A 16,072-nucleotide genomic window follows, 5' to 3' on the forward strand; every position below is an offset into this window, starting at 1 on the left:
GGTCATCCTTTCAGCCAGTCCAGCCGGGGCGCGGTCGCCGGCAGATGCGATGCACGCGCGCGTTCAGCCACGAGCACCCTCGGCCGTCCGGGCAGCAGCGTCACGCCGTTATCCGACCACACCCGGTCGCCGCCATGATCCCAGCTGACCCACAGCGCCGGGCGGTCCGTGGTCAGGGTTACCGTCGCCCGGCCATGTTCGTCCACCCCTTCGACAGCGTTGATCCGGGGGCGGCCCAGATCATATTCCTTCGGCCGCCGCGGTAAATAGTCGTTTTCTCCCAGATGCTTACCCCCATCCGTCCAGTCCATATGCAGGAAGGCGTCATCAGCCAGCGGCGCCAACCGGGCAACCTCGACCGCGCCGGCTTCGGGGATGGTCGCCTGCCAGCTGCCGACTTCCTCCACTTCGCCCGCAAACCTCGCCGCCCGGGCCGAGGCCGTCAGCTGCACCGGCGCGGGCGTATCGTTGACGGCCCAGATCACCACCTCTCCGGTCGCCGGATCGGGTTGGGCAGTCAGCATCACCGGCAGATAAAAGCGCCGCGCCAGATAGTGCAGCAGCTTCCAGCCGCCGCCATATTCCAGGCTCGACCAGCTGGCGACCGGCCAGGTGTCGTTCAGCTGCCAATACAGCACCCCCATGCAGCGGGGCTTGTTCACGCGCCAGAACTCGATTGCGGTCTTCATCGCCATGGCCTGCGCGATCTGGCTGAGAAAGCCCATCTCCTCGAACCCGTCGGGAAAGCGAAAATAGCGGGCCAGCGTTTCCACGATGCGGCCATTACCGCCGGGATTGCGCTGATGGACATCCATGACGCGGGACGACACATTGCGGTCGCGCGCCTCGGTGAAGCTGTCGATCACCCGGGCCGAGGGGAAGGACTGAAAGCCGAATTCCGAACAGAAGCGGGGGCGCACGCTTCGGTAATGTTCAAAATCCTTGGCCGAGTGCCAGACATCCCAGAAATGCATGTCGCCCGAGGCGTCGTCATGCCAGCCATCGCCGAAATTCAATGGCCCGACCGAAGGCGAGGACGGCCACCACGGCACGTCCGGGGCCTCGTCCTGAATGGCTTCTTCCAGTGCATGATTCAGCCGGTCATACATGGCCAGATAGCGGTCGCGATCGGCCTTGCTTTCGTCGAACCATCCCAGCGCCCCGACCAGCTCGTTATCGCCGCACCACAAGGCGAGGCAGGGGTGAGCGGACAGGCGACGGATCTGCTGGCGTGCCTCAACCCGAACATCGTCCAGCCAGGCGCGATCCGCCGCGGGATACAGGTTGCAGGCGAACATGAAATCCTGCCAGACCAGAAGGCCCCGTTCCGAACACATTTCATAGAACCAGTCAGGTTCGTAAGCACCGCCGCCCCAGACGCGCAGCATGTTCATATTGGCTTGAACGGCACTGTCCAGCAGGTCGGCCACGGCGTCCCGCGTGGCGCGCGAGGGCAGCGCATCGGCGGGGATCCAGTTCGCGCCGCGCATGAAGATCTCGCGACCGTTGATGCGGAAGGCAAAGCGGTGGCCGATCTCGTCGCGGTCGGTCAGTAATTCGATCTGGCGCAGGCCGATGCGCAGGGTTCGCTGCTGATCGCCAAGCCTGACCGCCAGATCATACATCTCTTGCGCGCCATGACCCGCTGGCCACCAAAGGCGCGGCTGGTCGATCTGCGCGGCAAGGGTGACGCGGTTTTGGCCGGGCCAAAGCTGCACCTCGGCGGTGACGGTCTGGCCGCCGATCATCATCGCTGCCTGCGTAGTCACGGGCCGGGCGGCATCGGCAATCAGTTCGACCTCGACCCGGACCTTTCCGTCCTGATGGTGCTGGCGGATCATCACATCGTCCAGCCGCAGGGGGTCACTGCGGCGCAGCCGGATACCCCCGTAAACCCCCAGCGGCGACAGCGCGATGTTCCAGTCCCAACCGGCATCGCATTGCGGCTTGCGCAGGAAATTGTAGTGCGCCAGCCGGTTGTTCCAGAAGATATAGGGCACCGCGAAAGGGAAAGCCGCCGCCTTTTCCGCCGCCACGGCAGAGTTCGACAGAAAGCGGATCTGCAACCGGTTCCGCCCCGCTACCAGCGCCCCGGTCACGTCCAGATCATGCCGCAGAAACCGGTTACCCGGCCGCCCGATCTCGACCCCGTTCAGCGTCACCACCGCATGACAATCCACCCCGTCGAGCACCAGCGTATGACGCCCCTCAACCGGTCCGGACAGGTCAAACTCGCGCTCGGCCAGCCATTCGCTTTCGTGGATCCAGTCGAGGCTGGCCTCGCGGTCGCGCCAATAGGGATCCTCGATCTGCCCGGCGGCCAGCAGCGCCGAATGCACATCGCCGGGAAAGTCGATGGTCAGCGGCTGATCCCCGCCATCGCGGCAAAGCTGCCAGCTTCCATTCAGCACCAGATCATCAGTCGCGAGGCTTTGATCATCCATGACGCGGGATCCATTCAGGGGCTCGTCAGGCGAGCGGAGGTTTAACGATATACCTGCCAAGGTCCGTCCTTAGCTTTAAAAAGTCAATTCAGAAGATATAACGATACACCCACCCATATGCAGCGGATTTCACGGCCTTTTCCGTCGTCTTGGGTTGTCCGCGGCAGTGAGCCGTTGACCCCCGGCTGATTCGGCGCAGCTTCACTCGGGAAAGCACACGTCCAGCAGATCGCCGCTCTGACCAGCCGGCAGCGCACCGAAGAACCGACCCCTGCCCGGCGTCAGGCGGCTGGCGGCGTAGCCCTCGGCCAGTGCGGGCGGTGCATGGCGCAGCAGCACAGAGGCCGTCAGCAACAGCGCCGCGCTTTCGACAAACCAGCGCGCCTCGGCTTCGGATACCGTGCCGGCCCATCGGTCGCGATGGGTGCGCAGCGCGGCATCAAAGGCGGGGTGTAACCCGCGCGCGGCCAGAAGCTCTGCCTCCAGCACCTCGGAGGCCAGCGGGTCCTTTGCCAGCGTGCGCAGCGCATCCAGGCAGATGACATTGGCCGAGCCTTCCCAGATTCCGTTCAGCGGTGCCTCTCGGTACAGCATCGGCAGCGGCGTATCCTCGACATATCCCATGCCGCCCAGAACCTCCATCGCCTCGGTCACGACCAGCGGGCACAGCTTGTTGGCCAGGTATTTCGCCAGCGCCACACCAATCCGGGCGAAGGCGCGATCCTGCGCCGAAGTGCCGTCGAAATGCGCCGCCACATGCAAGCCCAGCATCAGGCTGCCCGCCCAGTCCAGCGTTACATCCGCCAGCACCGCCCGCATCAGAGGCTGGTCGATCAGCCGGCGCTGAAAGGCCGAGCGATGGCGAACCCAGTGATAGGCCTGATCCAGCGCGGCGCGCATCAGGCCAGCGGGCGCAATGGCGGTGTCCAGCCGGGTGTGGTGGACCATCTTGACGATGGTGCGGATGCCGTCACCCTCCTCACCGATCCGGTGCGCCAGCGCACCCTGATATTCGATCTCGGCCGAAGCGTTGGACCGGTTTCCCAGCTTGTCCTTCAGCCGCTGGATGCGGATGGCATTGCGCCCGCCCTCCAGCCAGCGCGGGACCAGAAAGCAGGTCAGCCCCTGCCCGGTCTGCGCCAACGTCAGGAACCCGTCCGACATCGGGGCCGAGCAAAACCACTTGTGCCCGGTTAGCCGCCATGCCGCCCCATCTGCCGCCGCCCGGGTGGCATTGGCCCGCACGTCGGACCCGCCCTGCTTTTCGGTCATCGCCATGCCCAGCGTCAGCCCGGCTTTGCCGCCCGCCGCCTGTACCGAGGGATCATAGCGCCGCGACAACACGCCGGCGGCCCAATCACCCAGGCCCTCGGCCCGGCGCAGAACCGGGGTTGCGGCATAGGTCATGGTCAGCGGGCAGCAGTGACCCGGTTCAACCTGGCTGGCCAGATAGACCATGGCGGCATGGCGCAGATGGCCGTCCGCGCCGCCCTCCCAGGCAACGGAATGGTAACCCGCCGCAACCGAGGCTTCCATGAAACGGTGATAGGCGGGGTGGAAATGCACCTCGTCCAACCGGCGGCCACCGGCATCGAACAGCTCCAGTTCAGGCGCGTGACGATTGGCGTTACGCGCCGCCGCACGCATCTGCTGGCTGCCCAGCAGCGCGCCGTAGCCAGCCAGATCACCCGCATTCGTGAAATGTCCCCGCAACAACGGATCGCCCTGCCAAAGGTCGCGATCCCCCTGCGGTTCTGGCTGGTTGGCAACGTCATGTGTTCCCAGATCCGACCGCCCTTCAAGCATCATTCCCCCCTAATGCTGCCCCGCATTGTTATAGCGCCAAACGCTGCGGCCGGGGCTGCGACGTGGCGGCAGCTAGGATTGCGGCGGGTTCTCTAGCCAGTCGCCCGGCCAGTCCTCTGGCCATGCCGGCCCGGGTATGCCACGCTGACGCTCGGCCTCGGCCAGTTGCGCCTCGGCCTGGGCCAGATAGTCGCGGGTGATCGGCACCGCATCGACGCGATGCGCCAGCTGGATCTGCCAGACTACCATCCCACCTTCGCGAAACGAGGCCTCGCAACCCGCAAGATAGAACTCCCACATTCGACAGAAGGTCTCATCATACAGCGCTTTCGCCGCGCTGCGCCTCGCCATGAAGGCCTGCCGCCAGGCGCGCAGGGTTTCGGCATAATGCAGGCGCAGAACCTCGATATCGGTGACCAGCAGGCCGGATTTCTCGATCGCCTGCATCACCTCGGACAGGGCGGGGATATAGCCACCGGGAAAGATATAGCGGCGCAGGAAGGGGTTGGTCGCGCCGGGCGGGTCGACGCGCCCGATACTGTGCAGAAGCATCACCCCATCGGGGCGCAGCATGGATGCCGTCTTGCGGAAGAACCCTTCATAGTGGTTGACGCCCACATGTTCGAACATCCCGACCGAGACGATGCGGTCATAGTCGCGCCCGATCTCGCGGTAATCCTGCAGGCGAAAATCGACCTCCAGCCGCTCTGTCTCGGCACGCCGCCGGGAAACGGCCAGCTGCTCCTCCGACAGGGTGACGCCATCGACGCACGCCCCTGCGACACGCGCCAGATACAGCCCCATCCCGCCCCAGCCGCTGCCGATATCCAGCACCTCCATTCCCGGCTTCAGCCGCAGCTTGGCAGCGATGTGGCGCTTCTTCAGCAGCTGCGCCCGCGCCAGTGAGATATCGGGCCGCGGGTAATAGGCGCAGGAATATTGCATATCCGGGTCAAGAAACAGCCGGTAAAGGTCCGCCGAAAGATCATAGTGGCGCTGCACATTGCCGCGCGCCCGAATACGCGTGTTGATCTGGTGCAGACGCCGCGCGACGATGCGCATCTTCTCGAAGGCTTTCATCCAGACCGCCGGCATCAGCGGCCGTCCGGCATTGGCATAGCTCAGCATGATGAGGTCGTAGATCGAGCCCTCAACCATGTCGATCTCGCCGTCCATAAAACACTCCCCCAGCTTCAGCGCCGGGTTCGCGGCCACCGACCGTTCCGCCCGGGCAGAGTTGAAGCGCACCGTCACCGGCGGCCCCTGCCCGTCGCCGAACCGCATCTCATCGCCCTGGGCGGAAATGACAGTCAGCTGCCCCTGCCGCATGTATTTTTCCAGGAATTTGCGTAGAAGCGTGTTCATCTGGCCCCGCGATCCCGGCCCCGATGCAGGGGCCAGACTGCTTTTCCAGCCGGCATGACACAACGCCCCGCCCCCGAAGTCCAGTCCCGCGCCCGGCGCGCGCTGCGCACCCGCGAAACTCCGCTTGGTTCATTCTGGCCCAAATATCCCGGGGTGACTGGCCGCAGGCCAGGAGGGGCAGCGCCCCTGCCCCATATCCGCCCGCTAGCCACGCTAGTGGCTGGTGCCGTCCTCGAAGGTGATCTTGTTCCAGACGTTATACTTGCCCGAAGGCTTCTTCATCGGCAGACGCTTCACCTCCTGCAGCGTCTTGGCGTCATAGATGACTACCGCGCCCTCATCTTCCCACAGGGACACCAGAACCTGGCTGCCGTCCCGAGTGAATTCGGCATGGGCGAAGGTCCGGCCGGGGAAAGGCGCCAGCGTTTGCACGATTTCCAGCGTCTGCTTGTCGATGATGTGCATCTCGTCCTTGTGGGGACCGAAAAAGACATCGGCCCAGACATAGGGGCTGCTGTCATGGCTGCGCAGGAAGAATCCGGGGCCGTCGGTCTTGATCTGGCTGACCAGCGACCAGTCTTCCATGTCGATGACCGACAGCACGCCTTCGTTCAGATGCGGCGTGGCCATAACGCGGCGGCCATCCCGTTCCCAGGTGATCCCCGATCCCAGATGCGGCATGCCGGGCAAGGGCAGTTCCGCAATCTCGCGGCCCACGTCAAGATTGACGACCACGCCCTTGTCGCCTTCGCGATTGGTGCCGATCAGATGGCGGTAATCGGGGGTGAAAAAGAAATCGTCCAGCGGCTCCTCGATCTGGATGCGGCGGCGGGCGAACAGGCCCTTTTCGGCGCCCAGCGATTCCTCCATGTCCTTTTCATAGCTGTGGACGAAGCCGTCATGGAATGGCCCGGCATCCGGGTCGGTGGCGATTTCCCAGATCTCGGGCGCGTCCTTCAGCGCCAGCACGAAGGATTTGCGCGGGGGCGCCTGATAGACCGCCGAGACGCGGCTTTCCGTGCCATTCCTTGCAGTGACGGGGATTTCCTTTGCCACCGACAGGTCGGCGGTGGACAGCACGGTCAGGCTGGCGGGCAGGTAATTGGCGACGGCCAGCCATCTGCCGTCATGGCTCATGGCAATGTTGCGGCTGTTCAACCCGGCGCGGATGCGGCCGACCTCTTGCAAGGACCAGATGTCGTATTTCTGCACCCAGCCATCGCGCGACATGATGAAGACAAAACGCCCGTCGGGGCTGAATTTCGGTCCGCCGTGGACGGCAAAGGGGGTGGCGAAGCGGTCGAGAACCGCGAAGCTGTCGCCGTCCAATACGCTGACGTGATGGTCGCCGGTTTCCACGACCAGCGTGATGTTCATCGGATCGCCCGCAAAGACCGGCGCGTCTGCCGGCTTGTAATCGGGGTTCATCTGCCGGCTTTCGGCCATCTGCGCTGCCGTCCAATCCGGGACCTGCGAAAGCGGCGTCTTGAGATAATCCACCAGCGTCGCGATCTGCGCGCCCGAAAGCTGATCGGCAAAGCCCGCCATCTGGGTCGCGGGCCGGCCATCCGCAATGATCGCGTCGATCCCCTTCAGCCGCCCCAGCGTTTCCGGGATCAGCGCCGGTCCGGTGCCGCCCAGCCGGTCCTCGGCGTGGCAGGAGGCGCAGTTGTCAGCGTAATCGGCGGCGGCATCGGCCTGCGCCATCAGCGGGAATGCGGCAATAAGGCTAAAGGAAACGATGCGCCGGATCATGGCTTTTGCCCTTGAACGGAGTGACAGAGACGCGGTTCAGATCGGCACCGGTGACGCCGATCTCGGCCGCGTTCAGATAACAGGCGGGATCCTCGGCCCAGGGGTCGCCGGTCAGTTGCAGCGCGCGGATGCGGGTATTGCCGCCGCAGACCGCCTGATAAGCGCAGGCCCCGCAACGCCCCTTCAGCGGGCGCGGCCGCGTGCGCAGCGTGGCCAGGATCGGGTCGTCCCCGGTCCAGATTTCCGAGAATGGCCGTTCCTTGACAGATCCAGCGGTATAGTCGGACCAGTACGTATCCGGGTGGACCTTGCCCTGCGGGTCGATATTGCCGACGCCGAGCCCCGAGGAATTGCCGCCCCATGCCTCCAGATGGCTGCGCAGGTGGGCGACGGTTGCCGCATCAAACCGCGCCTCGGCCCAACGCAGGAAATAAACCGCATCGGCATCGTTATTGCCGGTGACGACCTCGAAGGCCTCGCCCGCTTTCACGGCGGCCCAGGCGCGATCCATCAGCAGATCCATGGCGCGGCGGGTGTGGCCGTGATCGGCATCCTCGCCCCGGTGCTTGTCGCCGCGCCCCGCATAGACAAGGTGCGACAGATAGAACTTGTCGACGCCCTCATCCCTGCACAGGTCCAGCATCGCCGGCAGGTGATGGGCATTGCCGTCGGTGATGGTGAAGCGCAGGCCCACCTTGACGCCGCGCGCCTTGCAGGCCCGTACGCCTTCCAACGCCTGAGCATAGGCCCCTTCGACGCCACGGAACCAGTCATTCACCGCACCGATCCCGTCCAGCGAGATGCCCACATAGTCAAAACCCAGATCGGCCAGCCGGTCGACATTGCCGGCATTGATCTTCGTGCCGTTGGTCGACAGCGACAAGTGGCGGAAATTCAGCCGACGCGCCTCCTCGGCCAGTTCCCAGAAGTCGAAGCGCGACATCGGCTCGCCCCCCGACAGGATCAGCGCGGGGATGCGGAAATCGGACAGATCGTGCAGCACGCCCATGGCCTGTTCGTGGGTCAGTTCGCCCGGAAAGGGACGGTCGGCCGACACGGTATAGCAATGGCGGCATTTCAGGTTGCAGCTGCGGGTCAGGTTCCAGATCACCACCGGCTTGACCGGACCGCTGCGGCGGCGCGGCGGGGTCGGGTTCAGGATCTGCTGCATGTATTGGGTCAGACGGAACATCGGGGCCTCCTTTATCAGCCGTCCTGCAGGCGCAGGCCGGTCTTTTTCAGGATCCGGGTGGAATAAAGGACATCATCGGCGCGCAGCGCATCGCCCAGAATGGTGCGCACCTGGGCGCGCTTTTCCTCGACCTCGGCGCGGCTGGCACCGTGCAGCATGGCGAACAGGTTATAGCGCCAGACCGGCGCGCGCGGACGCAGATAGCAATGGGTGACGAAATCCAATTGCCCGACCTGCGCGCCAAGGGCCGCAGCGTGGTCGTCATGGACGTCCCACACGCTCATCCCGTTGGCGGTCATGCCCAGCGCATAGTGGTTCGGCGCGACCGCAATACGGCGGATGATGCCGCGGTCCTGAAGCGCCGCAAGGCGGGCGATCACCTCGTCCTCGCTTAGCATCAGCCATGTGGCGATCTGCGCATAGGGGCGCGCGGTCAATGGCAATCCGGCCTGCGTCGCCTTGATGAGGCTGCGGTCGATGGGGTCAAGTTTGCTCATGCCATCACCCGGAAGCCGATGAAGAATTCCTGAAGTTTGGGGAATTGCCAGACGGTCAGGCCGGTCTCGGCCTCGATCCGGGTGGCGGTCTCGGCGATGCCTTCGGGCGTCGGCGTGGCCAGCACAAACCACATGTTCAGCGCGTGGTCGCGGGCATAGTTATGGGCGACCTCGGGGTGCACGTTGACCAGCCCGGCGATGCGGTCAAAATCCTCCTCGGGGGCGGACAGCGCGCAAAGGCAGAACGCCCCGCCCATCGCCGCCGCGTCGAAGAAGGGACCAAAGCGGGTGATTGCACCGATGTCGCGCAGCCGAGTCAGCCGGGCGATCAGTTCTGCCCCATCAAGGCCAAGCGCTGCCCCCGCATCCTCGAATGGCTGCGGGGTCAGCGGAAAGCCCTCCTGCAAGGCATTCAGGATGGCGCGGTCAGTGGCATCCAGCGCGTTTTCAGGCAATGTCTGACGCAGGCGACTCATGCGGCGGCCTCGGCGATCGTCGCTCCGCGTTGGCGGAAGCAGCGGGTGGAAAACAGGATGCGATGGGGGGCGCCCACCAGTTCCGGCAGCGCGCGGGCCTGATCCAGCACCGCCATCGCTTCGGGACGGGAGCGGGCATGGATCATGCAGAACAGCGGCCAATCCCAAACCCCCGGCACCCGGCGGCGCTGATAGCATAAGGTGACGCCCGGAACCGCCGCCAGCGCTGCGCCAGCTGCGGGGATGGCCGCGTCCGGCAGCTGCCAGACCACCATGGCGTTTTCGCGCCACCCCAAGGCCCGGTGCTTCACGATGACGCCGACACGGGTCAGCAGCCGGGCATTCGCCAAAGCGGCGATGCGGGACAGAACCTCGGCCTCGGTCCGGTTCAGGCTGCGGGCAAGCACCGCGAAAGGATGGGTATCCAGCGCCAGACCCAAAGACAGCGCCTGCATCAGCGCTGCATCGCCCGGCTCCATCGCCGCCAGATCGGCCGGGCGGTCGAGGCCCATGCTTTGCCGCGGCCCCTGCAATGGAAAGCCGAGATCGATGTTGAAGGCCCGCACCAGAGGCAACGACAGGACCGGCAGACCAGATGTATCCTCGATCCGGCCAAGGCTTGCGTTCAACCGCTCGGCATCAGGGGCAGTGGCCACAAACCACAGGTTCCAATCACCCTCGCGCAGATAGGAATGGTTTACGCCCGGCTCGGCGCTGACCACTGCGGCCACTTCCTCGATCCTGTGCGGCGGCACCTGCAGCGCCGCCAGTGTCGAGGCCCCCGCCGTATTTGGCCTGCAGGTCGCCCCCACCCGCGCGATCCGGCCGGTGTGCTGCAAGCGGCGCAGGCGGGCGATTACGTCGGGTTCGGTGATGCCAAGCCGGTCGGCCATGGCGGCAAAGGGACGAGAGACCAGCGGCAGATCGCGCTGGAACTCATCAAGCAGGCGCAGATCCAGATCATCCATTCTCACAACCCCGTCCGATGGGCGCGGTCGGTGAAGAAGATGCCAGACGGCGCCTTGGCCGGGATCTCTGCCAGCACTTCGCGGCTGCGTGCGTCGCGGATCTCGACCCGGTTTTCGTCGCGGACGGACAGCCAGACCTCACGTCCGCGCGGTGAGAACTCCATATGCAGCACGCCTTTGCCGGGGGTCAGCGTGTCCGTGACCTGATGGGTCAGCACATCGACGACTTGCAATTTGTCGTTGTCGGGGGGGGCGAAATTCACCCAGACCTCGCGCCGGTCAGGACGGGCAACGGCAAAGACGGGCTGGCCGGCCAGATCGGTGCGGGCGATTTCGGACAGGCTCGCGGCATCGACCCACAAAAGCTGATGCAGCCCGACAGCAGGCAGCGCAAAGACGCCATCGGCCAGCGTCCAGCCCTGCAGATGTGGCATCTTGTAAACCGGCAGGTCGGGCTGATCCTTGCCGTAATCGGGCAGGAAACGGGTAACCTCGGGCGGATCCCGCCACAGGTCGATGGCGGTAAGCCCCTTTTCGCCGAACAACCCGACGATATAGGTCCGCCCGTCGCCGGTCAGCAGCGCGTCGTAAGGGTTGGCGCCGATGCCCTCCAGCTTTGTGATCACAGGATTCGCCGGGTCGGCCGAATGGTCCAGCATCCAGACCTGGCCCGTGTCCCAGGTGGCGACGGCAAAGCGGCTGCCGGGCACATCGGCAATGCCCACGGTCTTCGAGCCCATGGGGATGTCGGCGACCAGCTCCAGCGTGGCCGTGTCAAAGACCTTGACCCCGCCGGGTTCGTAATTCGACACCGCGACCAGCCTGCCGTCGTCCGAAATCGCGCCGCCGATGGAATTGCCCCCCTGTACCACCCGCTTGACCACCGTTCGGGTGAGAAGATCCACCTTCGTCAGCCCCCCATCGCGACCGAAGACAAAGGCGAAACGTTCGTCGGGGGAATAGACCAGACTGGCATGGGACAGGTCGCCCAGCCCCTCGATCCGGCCGATGGCGGCGCGTTCGCTGCGGTCGACCACAAGCAGCGATCCCGCCTCTCGTTCCACCACAAGGCCCAGATCGCCGGTGCCGCGCAATTCGTCTGCCCAGGCCGGCAAGGCCAGCGTGAGCGCTGCACATATCGCGGCCAGACTGTTGAGCTTCATGGCTTTTCCTTTTGCAGCAGATAGTCGGCGATCCAGCGCGCCTCGTCCTCGTTCAGCAATGGACGCCAGCCGGGCATGGCACTGCCGGGCAAACCGTCGAGGATGAGCGCAGTCAAGTCATCCGGGTCGCGCCCCGCCAGCGCCGTCGGCGTGATCGGGCTGCCGAGGCCCCCGGTCAGGTGCAACCCGTGGCACGACCCGCAATCCTGCCGGACCATGTGGCGCAGTTCTTCGGCCCGTTGGGGCGGCACCGCGCCCACCTGGGCGGGCAGTGTCAGCGCCAGCAGGATTGCCACCAGCCTAGCCATGAGAGACCAGCTTTTCGGTCGGCGGCATGGTCGGGATCGGCAGGGCCGCATCTTCGGCCAGGGCGGCGACATGGCCGATCAGGAACAGCACGGGCGCGGGCATCGGATTGTCCCGGAATGCCCCGGCAATGCCGCGAAGATCGCCGCGCAGCCGACGCTCGCGCGGGGTCGATGCCTGCGACACCGCCAGCACCGGCAGATCGGAGGGCATACCGTGGGCGATCAGCCGGCGGGCGATCTCCTCCATATTGGCGGCGCCCATATAGACGGCCAGCGTAGTCTGCGGATCGGCCAACGATGCCCAGTCAAGATCAAGCGCCGCGTCCCGCGCCCGGTGCCCGGTGACAAAGCGCAGTCCCGTCGCCAGCCCGCGATGGGTCAGCGGCAGGCGCAGAGAGGCCGCAGCCCCCTGCGCGGCAGTGATGCCGGGGACATAATCGCAGGGGATGCCGGCGGCGTTCAGCGCCTCGTATTCCTCGCCGCCGCGCCCGAAGATGGTGGGATCGCCGCCTTTCAGCCGGGCAACGGTCAGACCCGCTTGGCCCAGTTCGACCAGAATCGCGTTGATGCGATCCTGCGGCACGGGGTGAAAGCCCGCAGCCTTGCCGACCGCGATGCGGCGGGTATGGGCGGGGATGCAGGCAAGGATCTCGTCCGAGACCAGCCGATCATGGACCACCACGTCGGCCGATTGGATCAACCGCAGGGCGCGCAGGGTCAGCAACTCAGGATCGCCCGGCCCGGCGCCGATCAGGTGGACATGGCCGGTTGTGCGACTGCCAGCGCTGCCCGGCCTCGAATGCGTCGCCTGCTGCATGTTCTTCATCCCCGACTCCCTGCTGAATGCTGCCGGACGGGGAACCGCAGGCCCCGCACGGATTGCGCGCCCCGGATCACCAGAACCGGCAGGCGACAACGTCGCCGTCAGACGGGGCGGTACTTGTGGGCGGGGGCGAGGCTTCGGGGCCGGATCTTGCGTGTGGTGACCGATCACTCATCGGGCAATCCTGTCTTGCTGGATCATCTCTGCCCGTTCATGCGCGAATTTCGGCATCACCGCTTTGAGTTTGGTCAACAGGTTCGAGGAAATCCCACAGCATCAGCACGATCCACACCGCAGGCGCCGACTGTTCAGCCTTACGAGGCGGCACCTTCCATGCTGAACATTGCTTATGCGCGGCATCACACGGCCCAAGCAGCCCCATATGCCGCCGATCCAGCCGTGCTGACCGGAGTATTCGCGTCGGACCGGGCCGGTGCTTTTCGGCCACCGTCGCAACAGCCTGCGCGCCCGGCAAGATCCCGGATCCTGCTGGATGGCGGCCTTGATCTGAACGAAGCTGACTAACGCGCGATCCGGGCGCGGCGCGGTTCAGTCGCGCTGGCTGCGCTCTGCCCCCATCAGGCGCGGCAGGTTTCCGAACCGGCCGATCAGCCCGAAGATCAGCGCCGACATCGCCACGAATATGACCGAGACCACCGCCAGAATCGGCGTATAGCCATAGCGCAGCGCGTTGAAGATCTTGACCGGCAAGGTCTCGACCGTGAAACCCGCAACCATATAGGCGATGATGTATTCGTTCAGGCTCAGCACGAAGGCGAAGGCATAGCCCGAGACGATATAGGGCAGCAGCAGCGGCAGGATCACGCTGCGAAACACCACCCAGCGGTTCGCCCCCATCACCCGCGCCGATTCGATCAGCGCATGGTCGATCCCGCGCAGCCCCAGCGAGATCGTCACCAACGGCAGCGTCACCAGAAAGATCCCGTGCGAGATGATGGTGGCCCAGATCTGCCCGTAACCGCCGAAGGTCATCCAGAAGATCATGAACCCAAGTGCCGAGATCACCGGCGGCAGCGCGAAGGGCGCAAGCCCCATCCCCGTCAGCAGCCGCGCCGCCAATCCCTGCCGCCCCCAGGCATACAGCGCCAGCGGCAGCGCGATCAGCACCGCCACCGCCGCCGCCAGCAGCGCGATCACCAGCGAATGGCGCAGCGGCACCAGCCACTCGCTTTGCGCGAACAGCTCGGCATACCAGCGCAGCGACAGGTCGCTGGGCGGAAAGCGCAGCGATTGCGGGCCATTCAGTGACACCGCCGCGACCACCACCAGCGGCGCCAGAAGCAGCGCGAGGATGGCGAAGATATAGGTGATTTTCAGCGTCTTGCTCATTACGCGGCCCCCTTGTCGCGCCCGGCAAGCGAGGCAAGCCCCACCAGCGCCAGCGCCACCAGCATCAGGAAGACCGACATGGCGGCGGCAAAGGGCAGGTTCGACTGATAGACGGCCTGGTCGGTGATGTGGACCGACAGCGTCCAATGTTCGGACCGGCCCAAAAGCTGCGGCAGCAGATAGGACCCCAGCGTGAAGACGAAGACCAGAATGAAGGCCCCCATGATCGCCCCCCGCAGGTTCGGCACGATCACCCCGAAAAAGGCGCTTGGCCCGGATGCACCCATGACGCGGGCGGCCTCGACGATTTCGGGGTCAAGGCGCGAGACCGGCGGGTACAGCACCAGTACCGCGAAGGGAAAACCGATATAGCACAACCCGGTGATCAGCGCGAAAAGCGACGGGGTATAGGCGCGCGGCGCGTCGATCAGGCCCAGCCAGTGGAACAGGTTGCCAATCCCCGCCGTCTGCGACAGCAACGTCGACAGCGAAAAACCGATGATGACCTCGGACAGGGCCAGCACCGACAGCAGCACGACCAGAACCAGCGTCTGCATCCTATGCCCCAGCGAGGCGAGGAAGACGGTGAAAGGGAAAGCCAGCGCCACGCAGATCGCCGCCGCCGCCAGCGACACCGACAGTGACACCGCCATCACCTTGGCGAAGAATGCCGACATGAAGCGCGCATAGCTGCCCGGATCGAAGCCCCATTCGTAAAACCCGCTGGCGTCGCGTTTCGCGACCGAAACCGCCAGCATGATCCCGAATGGGGCGAGGAAGAACAGCGTCAGCATCACCGCCGGCCACAGGCCCAGCCAGCGCGGCGCGACAGTATGCGAGGGCGCGCCGCTCATGCCACCACCACGCGTTGGCCGGGGCGGAAGGACAGCCCGACGCGGTCGCCGGGACGCAGCGCCGCCGCGCCCGTGCCGGGCGGCATCTGCGCGGTGATTTCGTGGCCGTCCACCAGCATCAGCACGTGGCGGCTTTCGCCCAGATCGCGGACAAAATTGACTTCGGCGGGGATGCCCTCTGCCTCTGAAGTCAGGATGACATGTTCGGGGCGGACCGACAGGTGGGCCGGGCCGGATGCCACACCGATCCGGTCGCCCTCGGTCACCGGGATCCGCTGGCCCAGCACCTGAATCGCGCCATCTGCGACGGTGCAGGGCATCAGGTTGGTGGTGCCGATGAAACCGGCGACGAAGGCGTTGGCGGGGTTGTGATAAACCTCCATCGGGGCGCCGGCCTGCTGGATCACGCCGTCCTTCATCACGATGACCAGATCGGCCATGGTCAGCGCCTCTTGCTGGTCATGGGTCACGACGATGGTGGTGACGCCCAGGCTTTGCTGGATCTGGCGCAGCTCGATCTGCATATGTTCGCGCAGGCTGGCATCCAGTGCTGACAGCGGTTCGTCCAGTAGGAAGACCTTGGGGTTGATCGACAGGCCGCGCGCGATTGCAACGCGCTGGCGCTGACCGCCCGAAAGCTGATGGATGCGGCGCGCGCCCATGCCGGGCAGGCGCACCAGATCCAGCAATTCCGCCGCGCGGGCGGCACGGGTCGCCTTGTCACCGCCGCGAATGGCCAGCGGATAGGCGATGTTTTCGGCCACATCCAAATGCGGGAACAGCGCCAGCGACTGAAAGACCATGCCCATTCCGCGCTTGTGGGTGGGCACGCGGGTCTGATCCTGACCGCCGACCAGCACGCGGCCGGCGCTGGGTTCCTCCAACCCCGCGATCAGCCGCAAGAGCGTGGTCTTGCCGCAGCCCGAAGGGCCCAGCAGGCAGACGAACTTGCCGCTGGGAATGTCCAGCGACACGTTGTCGAGCGCCTTGAAGCTGCCGAAATTCTTGGTCAGGCCGTCGATGCGCAGTTCGGTCATCCGGGCAATTCTCCGAAATAAGAAGCGCGCGCCG

General features: G+C 65.3%; 15 protein-coding genes. 1 reads left to right on the top strand and 14 read right to left on the bottom strand.

Features of this window, described 5'->3' with window-relative positions; all coding sequences use genetic code 11:
- Positions 1-2: 2 nt before the first annotated feature.
- From G7044_RS08815 to cobA, 11 genes are all read right to left on the bottom strand, one after another.
- Entirely contained in the window at positions 3-2,444 is a 2,442-nt protein-coding gene (locus tag G7044_RS08815; RefSeq protein ID WP_166328049.1) for a beta-mannosidase, read from the bottom strand.
- Positions 2,445-2,645: 201 nt separating this feature from the next.
- Positions 2,646-4,253 (bottom strand): acyl-CoA dehydrogenase family protein, encoded by a 1,608-nt coding sequence (locus tag G7044_RS08820; RefSeq protein ID WP_166328050.1) that lies wholly within the window; start codon positions 4,251-4,253, stop codon positions 2,646-2,648.
- A 69-nt stretch (positions 4,254-4,322) separates the two neighbouring features.
- Positions 4,323-5,615, bottom strand: a complete 1,293-nt coding sequence (locus G7044_RS08825) for an SAM-dependent methyltransferase (protein WP_166328051.1) — start codon at positions 5,613-5,615, stop codon at positions 4,323-4,325.
- 213 nt (positions 5,616-5,828) lie between these two features.
- Positions 5,829-7,370: a nitrite reductase gene (locus tag G7044_RS08830; protein ID WP_166328052.1), complete on the bottom strand. Its 1,542-nt coding sequence runs from the start codon at positions 7,368-7,370 to the stop codon at positions 5,829-5,831.
- Positions 7,345-8,562, bottom strand: a complete 1,218-nt coding sequence (gene nirJ / locus G7044_RS08835; RefSeq protein WP_166328053.1) for a heme d1 biosynthesis radical SAM protein NirJ — start codon at positions 8,560-8,562, stop codon at positions 7,345-7,347. The genes G7044_RS08830 and nirJ overlap by 26 nt, the downstream gene beginning before the upstream one ends.
- Positions 8,563-8,576: 14 nt before the next feature.
- On the bottom strand, positions 8,577-9,059 hold the full coding sequence (gene ahbB, locus G7044_RS08840) for a siroheme decarboxylase subunit beta (RefSeq protein ID WP_166328054.1): 483 nt from the start codon (positions 9,057-9,059) through the stop codon (positions 8,577-8,579).
- Entirely contained in the window at positions 9,056-9,535 is a 480-nt protein-coding gene (locus G7044_RS08845; protein WP_166328055.1) for an Lrp/AsnC family transcriptional regulator, read from the bottom strand. Before G7044_RS08845 ends, ahbB (G7044_RS08840) begins: the two co-directional genes overlap by 4 nt.
- Positions 9,532-10,503, bottom strand: coding sequence for a siroheme decarboxylase subunit beta (ahbB, locus tag G7044_RS08850; protein ID WP_166328056.1), 972 nt, complete (start codon positions 10,501-10,503; stop codon positions 9,532-9,534). Before ahbB (G7044_RS08850) ends, G7044_RS08845 begins: the two co-directional genes overlap by 4 nt.
- A 2-nt stretch (positions 10,504-10,505) precedes the next feature.
- The gene (locus G7044_RS08855; protein ID WP_166328057.1) at positions 10,506-11,666 is read right to left on the bottom strand and encodes a cytochrome D1 domain-containing protein; all 1,161 of its coding nucleotides are present in this window, start codon (positions 11,664-11,666) and stop codon (positions 10,506-10,508) included.
- Positions 11,663-11,974 carry a c-type cytochrome gene (locus G7044_RS08860; RefSeq protein WP_166328058.1) on the bottom strand — a complete coding sequence of 104 codons (312 nt, stop codon included), beginning with the start codon at positions 11,972-11,974 and terminating at the stop codon, positions 11,663-11,665. The genes G7044_RS08855 and G7044_RS08860 overlap by 4 nt, the downstream gene beginning before the upstream one ends.
- On the bottom strand, positions 11,967-12,800 hold the full coding sequence (cobA, locus tag G7044_RS08865; RefSeq protein WP_166328059.1) for a uroporphyrinogen-III C-methyltransferase: 834 nt from the start codon (positions 12,798-12,800) through the stop codon (positions 11,967-11,969). Before cobA ends, G7044_RS08860 begins: the two co-directional genes overlap by 8 nt.
- A gap of 147 nt (positions 12,801-12,947) precedes the next feature.
- Between cobA and G7044_RS08870 the strand changes: the two genes are divergently transcribed.
- Entirely contained in the window at positions 12,948-13,322 is a 375-nt protein-coding gene (locus tag G7044_RS08870; RefSeq protein ID WP_166328060.1) for a hypothetical protein, read from the top strand.
- Between the two features lie 24 nt (positions 13,323-13,346).
- Here G7044_RS08870 and G7044_RS08875 read toward each other — a convergent pair whose 3' ends face one another.
- From G7044_RS08875 to G7044_RS08885, 3 genes are read right to left on the bottom strand one after another with little or no spacing between them, the layout of a single operon-like run.
- Positions 13,347-14,147 carry an ABC transporter permease gene (locus G7044_RS08875; protein WP_166328061.1) on the bottom strand — a complete coding sequence of 267 codons (801 nt, stop codon included), beginning with the start codon at positions 14,145-14,147 and terminating at the stop codon, positions 13,347-13,349.
- Positions 14,147-15,001 carry an ABC transporter permease gene (locus G7044_RS08880; RefSeq protein ID WP_166328062.1) on the bottom strand — a complete coding sequence of 285 codons (855 nt, stop codon included), beginning with the start codon at positions 14,999-15,001 and terminating at the stop codon, positions 14,147-14,149. Before G7044_RS08880 ends, G7044_RS08875 begins: the two co-directional genes overlap by 1 nt.
- Positions 14,998-16,038: an ABC transporter ATP-binding protein gene (locus G7044_RS08885; protein WP_166328063.1), complete on the bottom strand. Its 1,041-nt coding sequence runs from the start codon at positions 16,036-16,038 to the stop codon at positions 14,998-15,000. Before G7044_RS08885 ends, G7044_RS08880 begins: the two co-directional genes overlap by 4 nt.
- Positions 16,039-16,072: the final 34 nt, after the last annotated feature.

It is taken from the genome of Paracoccus xiamenensis, assembly GCF_011308835.1.
Classification (GTDB): Bacteria; Pseudomonadota; Alphaproteobacteria; order Rhodobacterales; family Rhodobacteraceae; genus Paracoccus; species Paracoccus xiamenensis.

Excerpts from the sequence above, each read along its gene's own strand:
- G7044_RS08880 (WP_166328062.1), bottom strand. The coding sequence starts at position 15,001 with ATGAGCGGCGCGCCCTCGCATACTGTCGCGCCGCGCTGGCTGGGCCTG.
- G7044_RS08885 (WP_166328063.1), bottom strand. The coding sequence starts at position 16,038 with ATGACCGAACTGCGCATCGACGGCCTGACCAAGAATTTCGGCAGCTTC.
- G7044_RS08830 (WP_166328052.1), bottom strand. The coding sequence starts at position 7,370 with ATGATCCGGCGCATCGTTTCCTTTAGCCTTATTGCCGCATTCCCGCTG.
- G7044_RS08815 (WP_166328049.1), bottom strand. The coding sequence starts at position 2,444 with ATGGATGATCAAAGCCTCGCGACTGATGATCTGGTGCTGAATGGAAGC.
- nirJ (WP_166328053.1), bottom strand. The coding sequence starts at position 8,562 with ATGTTCCGTCTGACCCAATACATGCAGCAGATCCTGAACCCGACCCCG.
- G7044_RS08825 (WP_166328051.1), bottom strand. The coding sequence starts at position 5,615 with ATGAACACGCTTCTACGCAAATTCCTGGAAAAATACATGCGGCAGGGG.
- G7044_RS08845 (WP_166328055.1), bottom strand. The coding sequence starts at position 9,535 with ATGAGTCGCCTGCGTCAGACATTGCCTGAAAACGCGCTGGATGCCACT.
- G7044_RS08875 (WP_166328061.1), bottom strand. The coding sequence starts at position 14,147 with ATGAGCAAGACGCTGAAAATCACCTATATCTTCGCCATCCTCGCGCTG.
- G7044_RS08820 (WP_166328050.1), bottom strand. The coding sequence starts at position 4,253 with ATGATGCTTGAAGGGCGGTCGGATCTGGGAACACATGACGTTGCCAAC.
- ahbB (WP_166328056.1), bottom strand. The coding sequence starts at position 10,503 with ATGGATGATCTGGATCTGCGCCTGCTTGATGAGTTCCAGCGCGATCTG.
- G7044_RS08855 (WP_166328057.1), bottom strand. The coding sequence starts at position 11,666 with ATGAAGCTCAACAGTCTGGCCGCGATATGTGCAGCGCTCACGCTGGCC.
- cobA (WP_166328059.1), bottom strand. The coding sequence starts at position 12,800 with ATGAAGAACATGCAGCAGGCGACGCATTCGAGGCCGGGCAGCGCTGGC.
- ahbB (WP_166328054.1), bottom strand. The coding sequence starts at position 9,059 with ATGAGCAAACTTGACCCCATCGACCGCAGCCTCATCAAGGCGACGCAG.
- G7044_RS08860 (WP_166328058.1), bottom strand. The coding sequence starts at position 11,974 with ATGGCTAGGCTGGTGGCAATCCTGCTGGCGCTGACACTGCCCGCCCAG.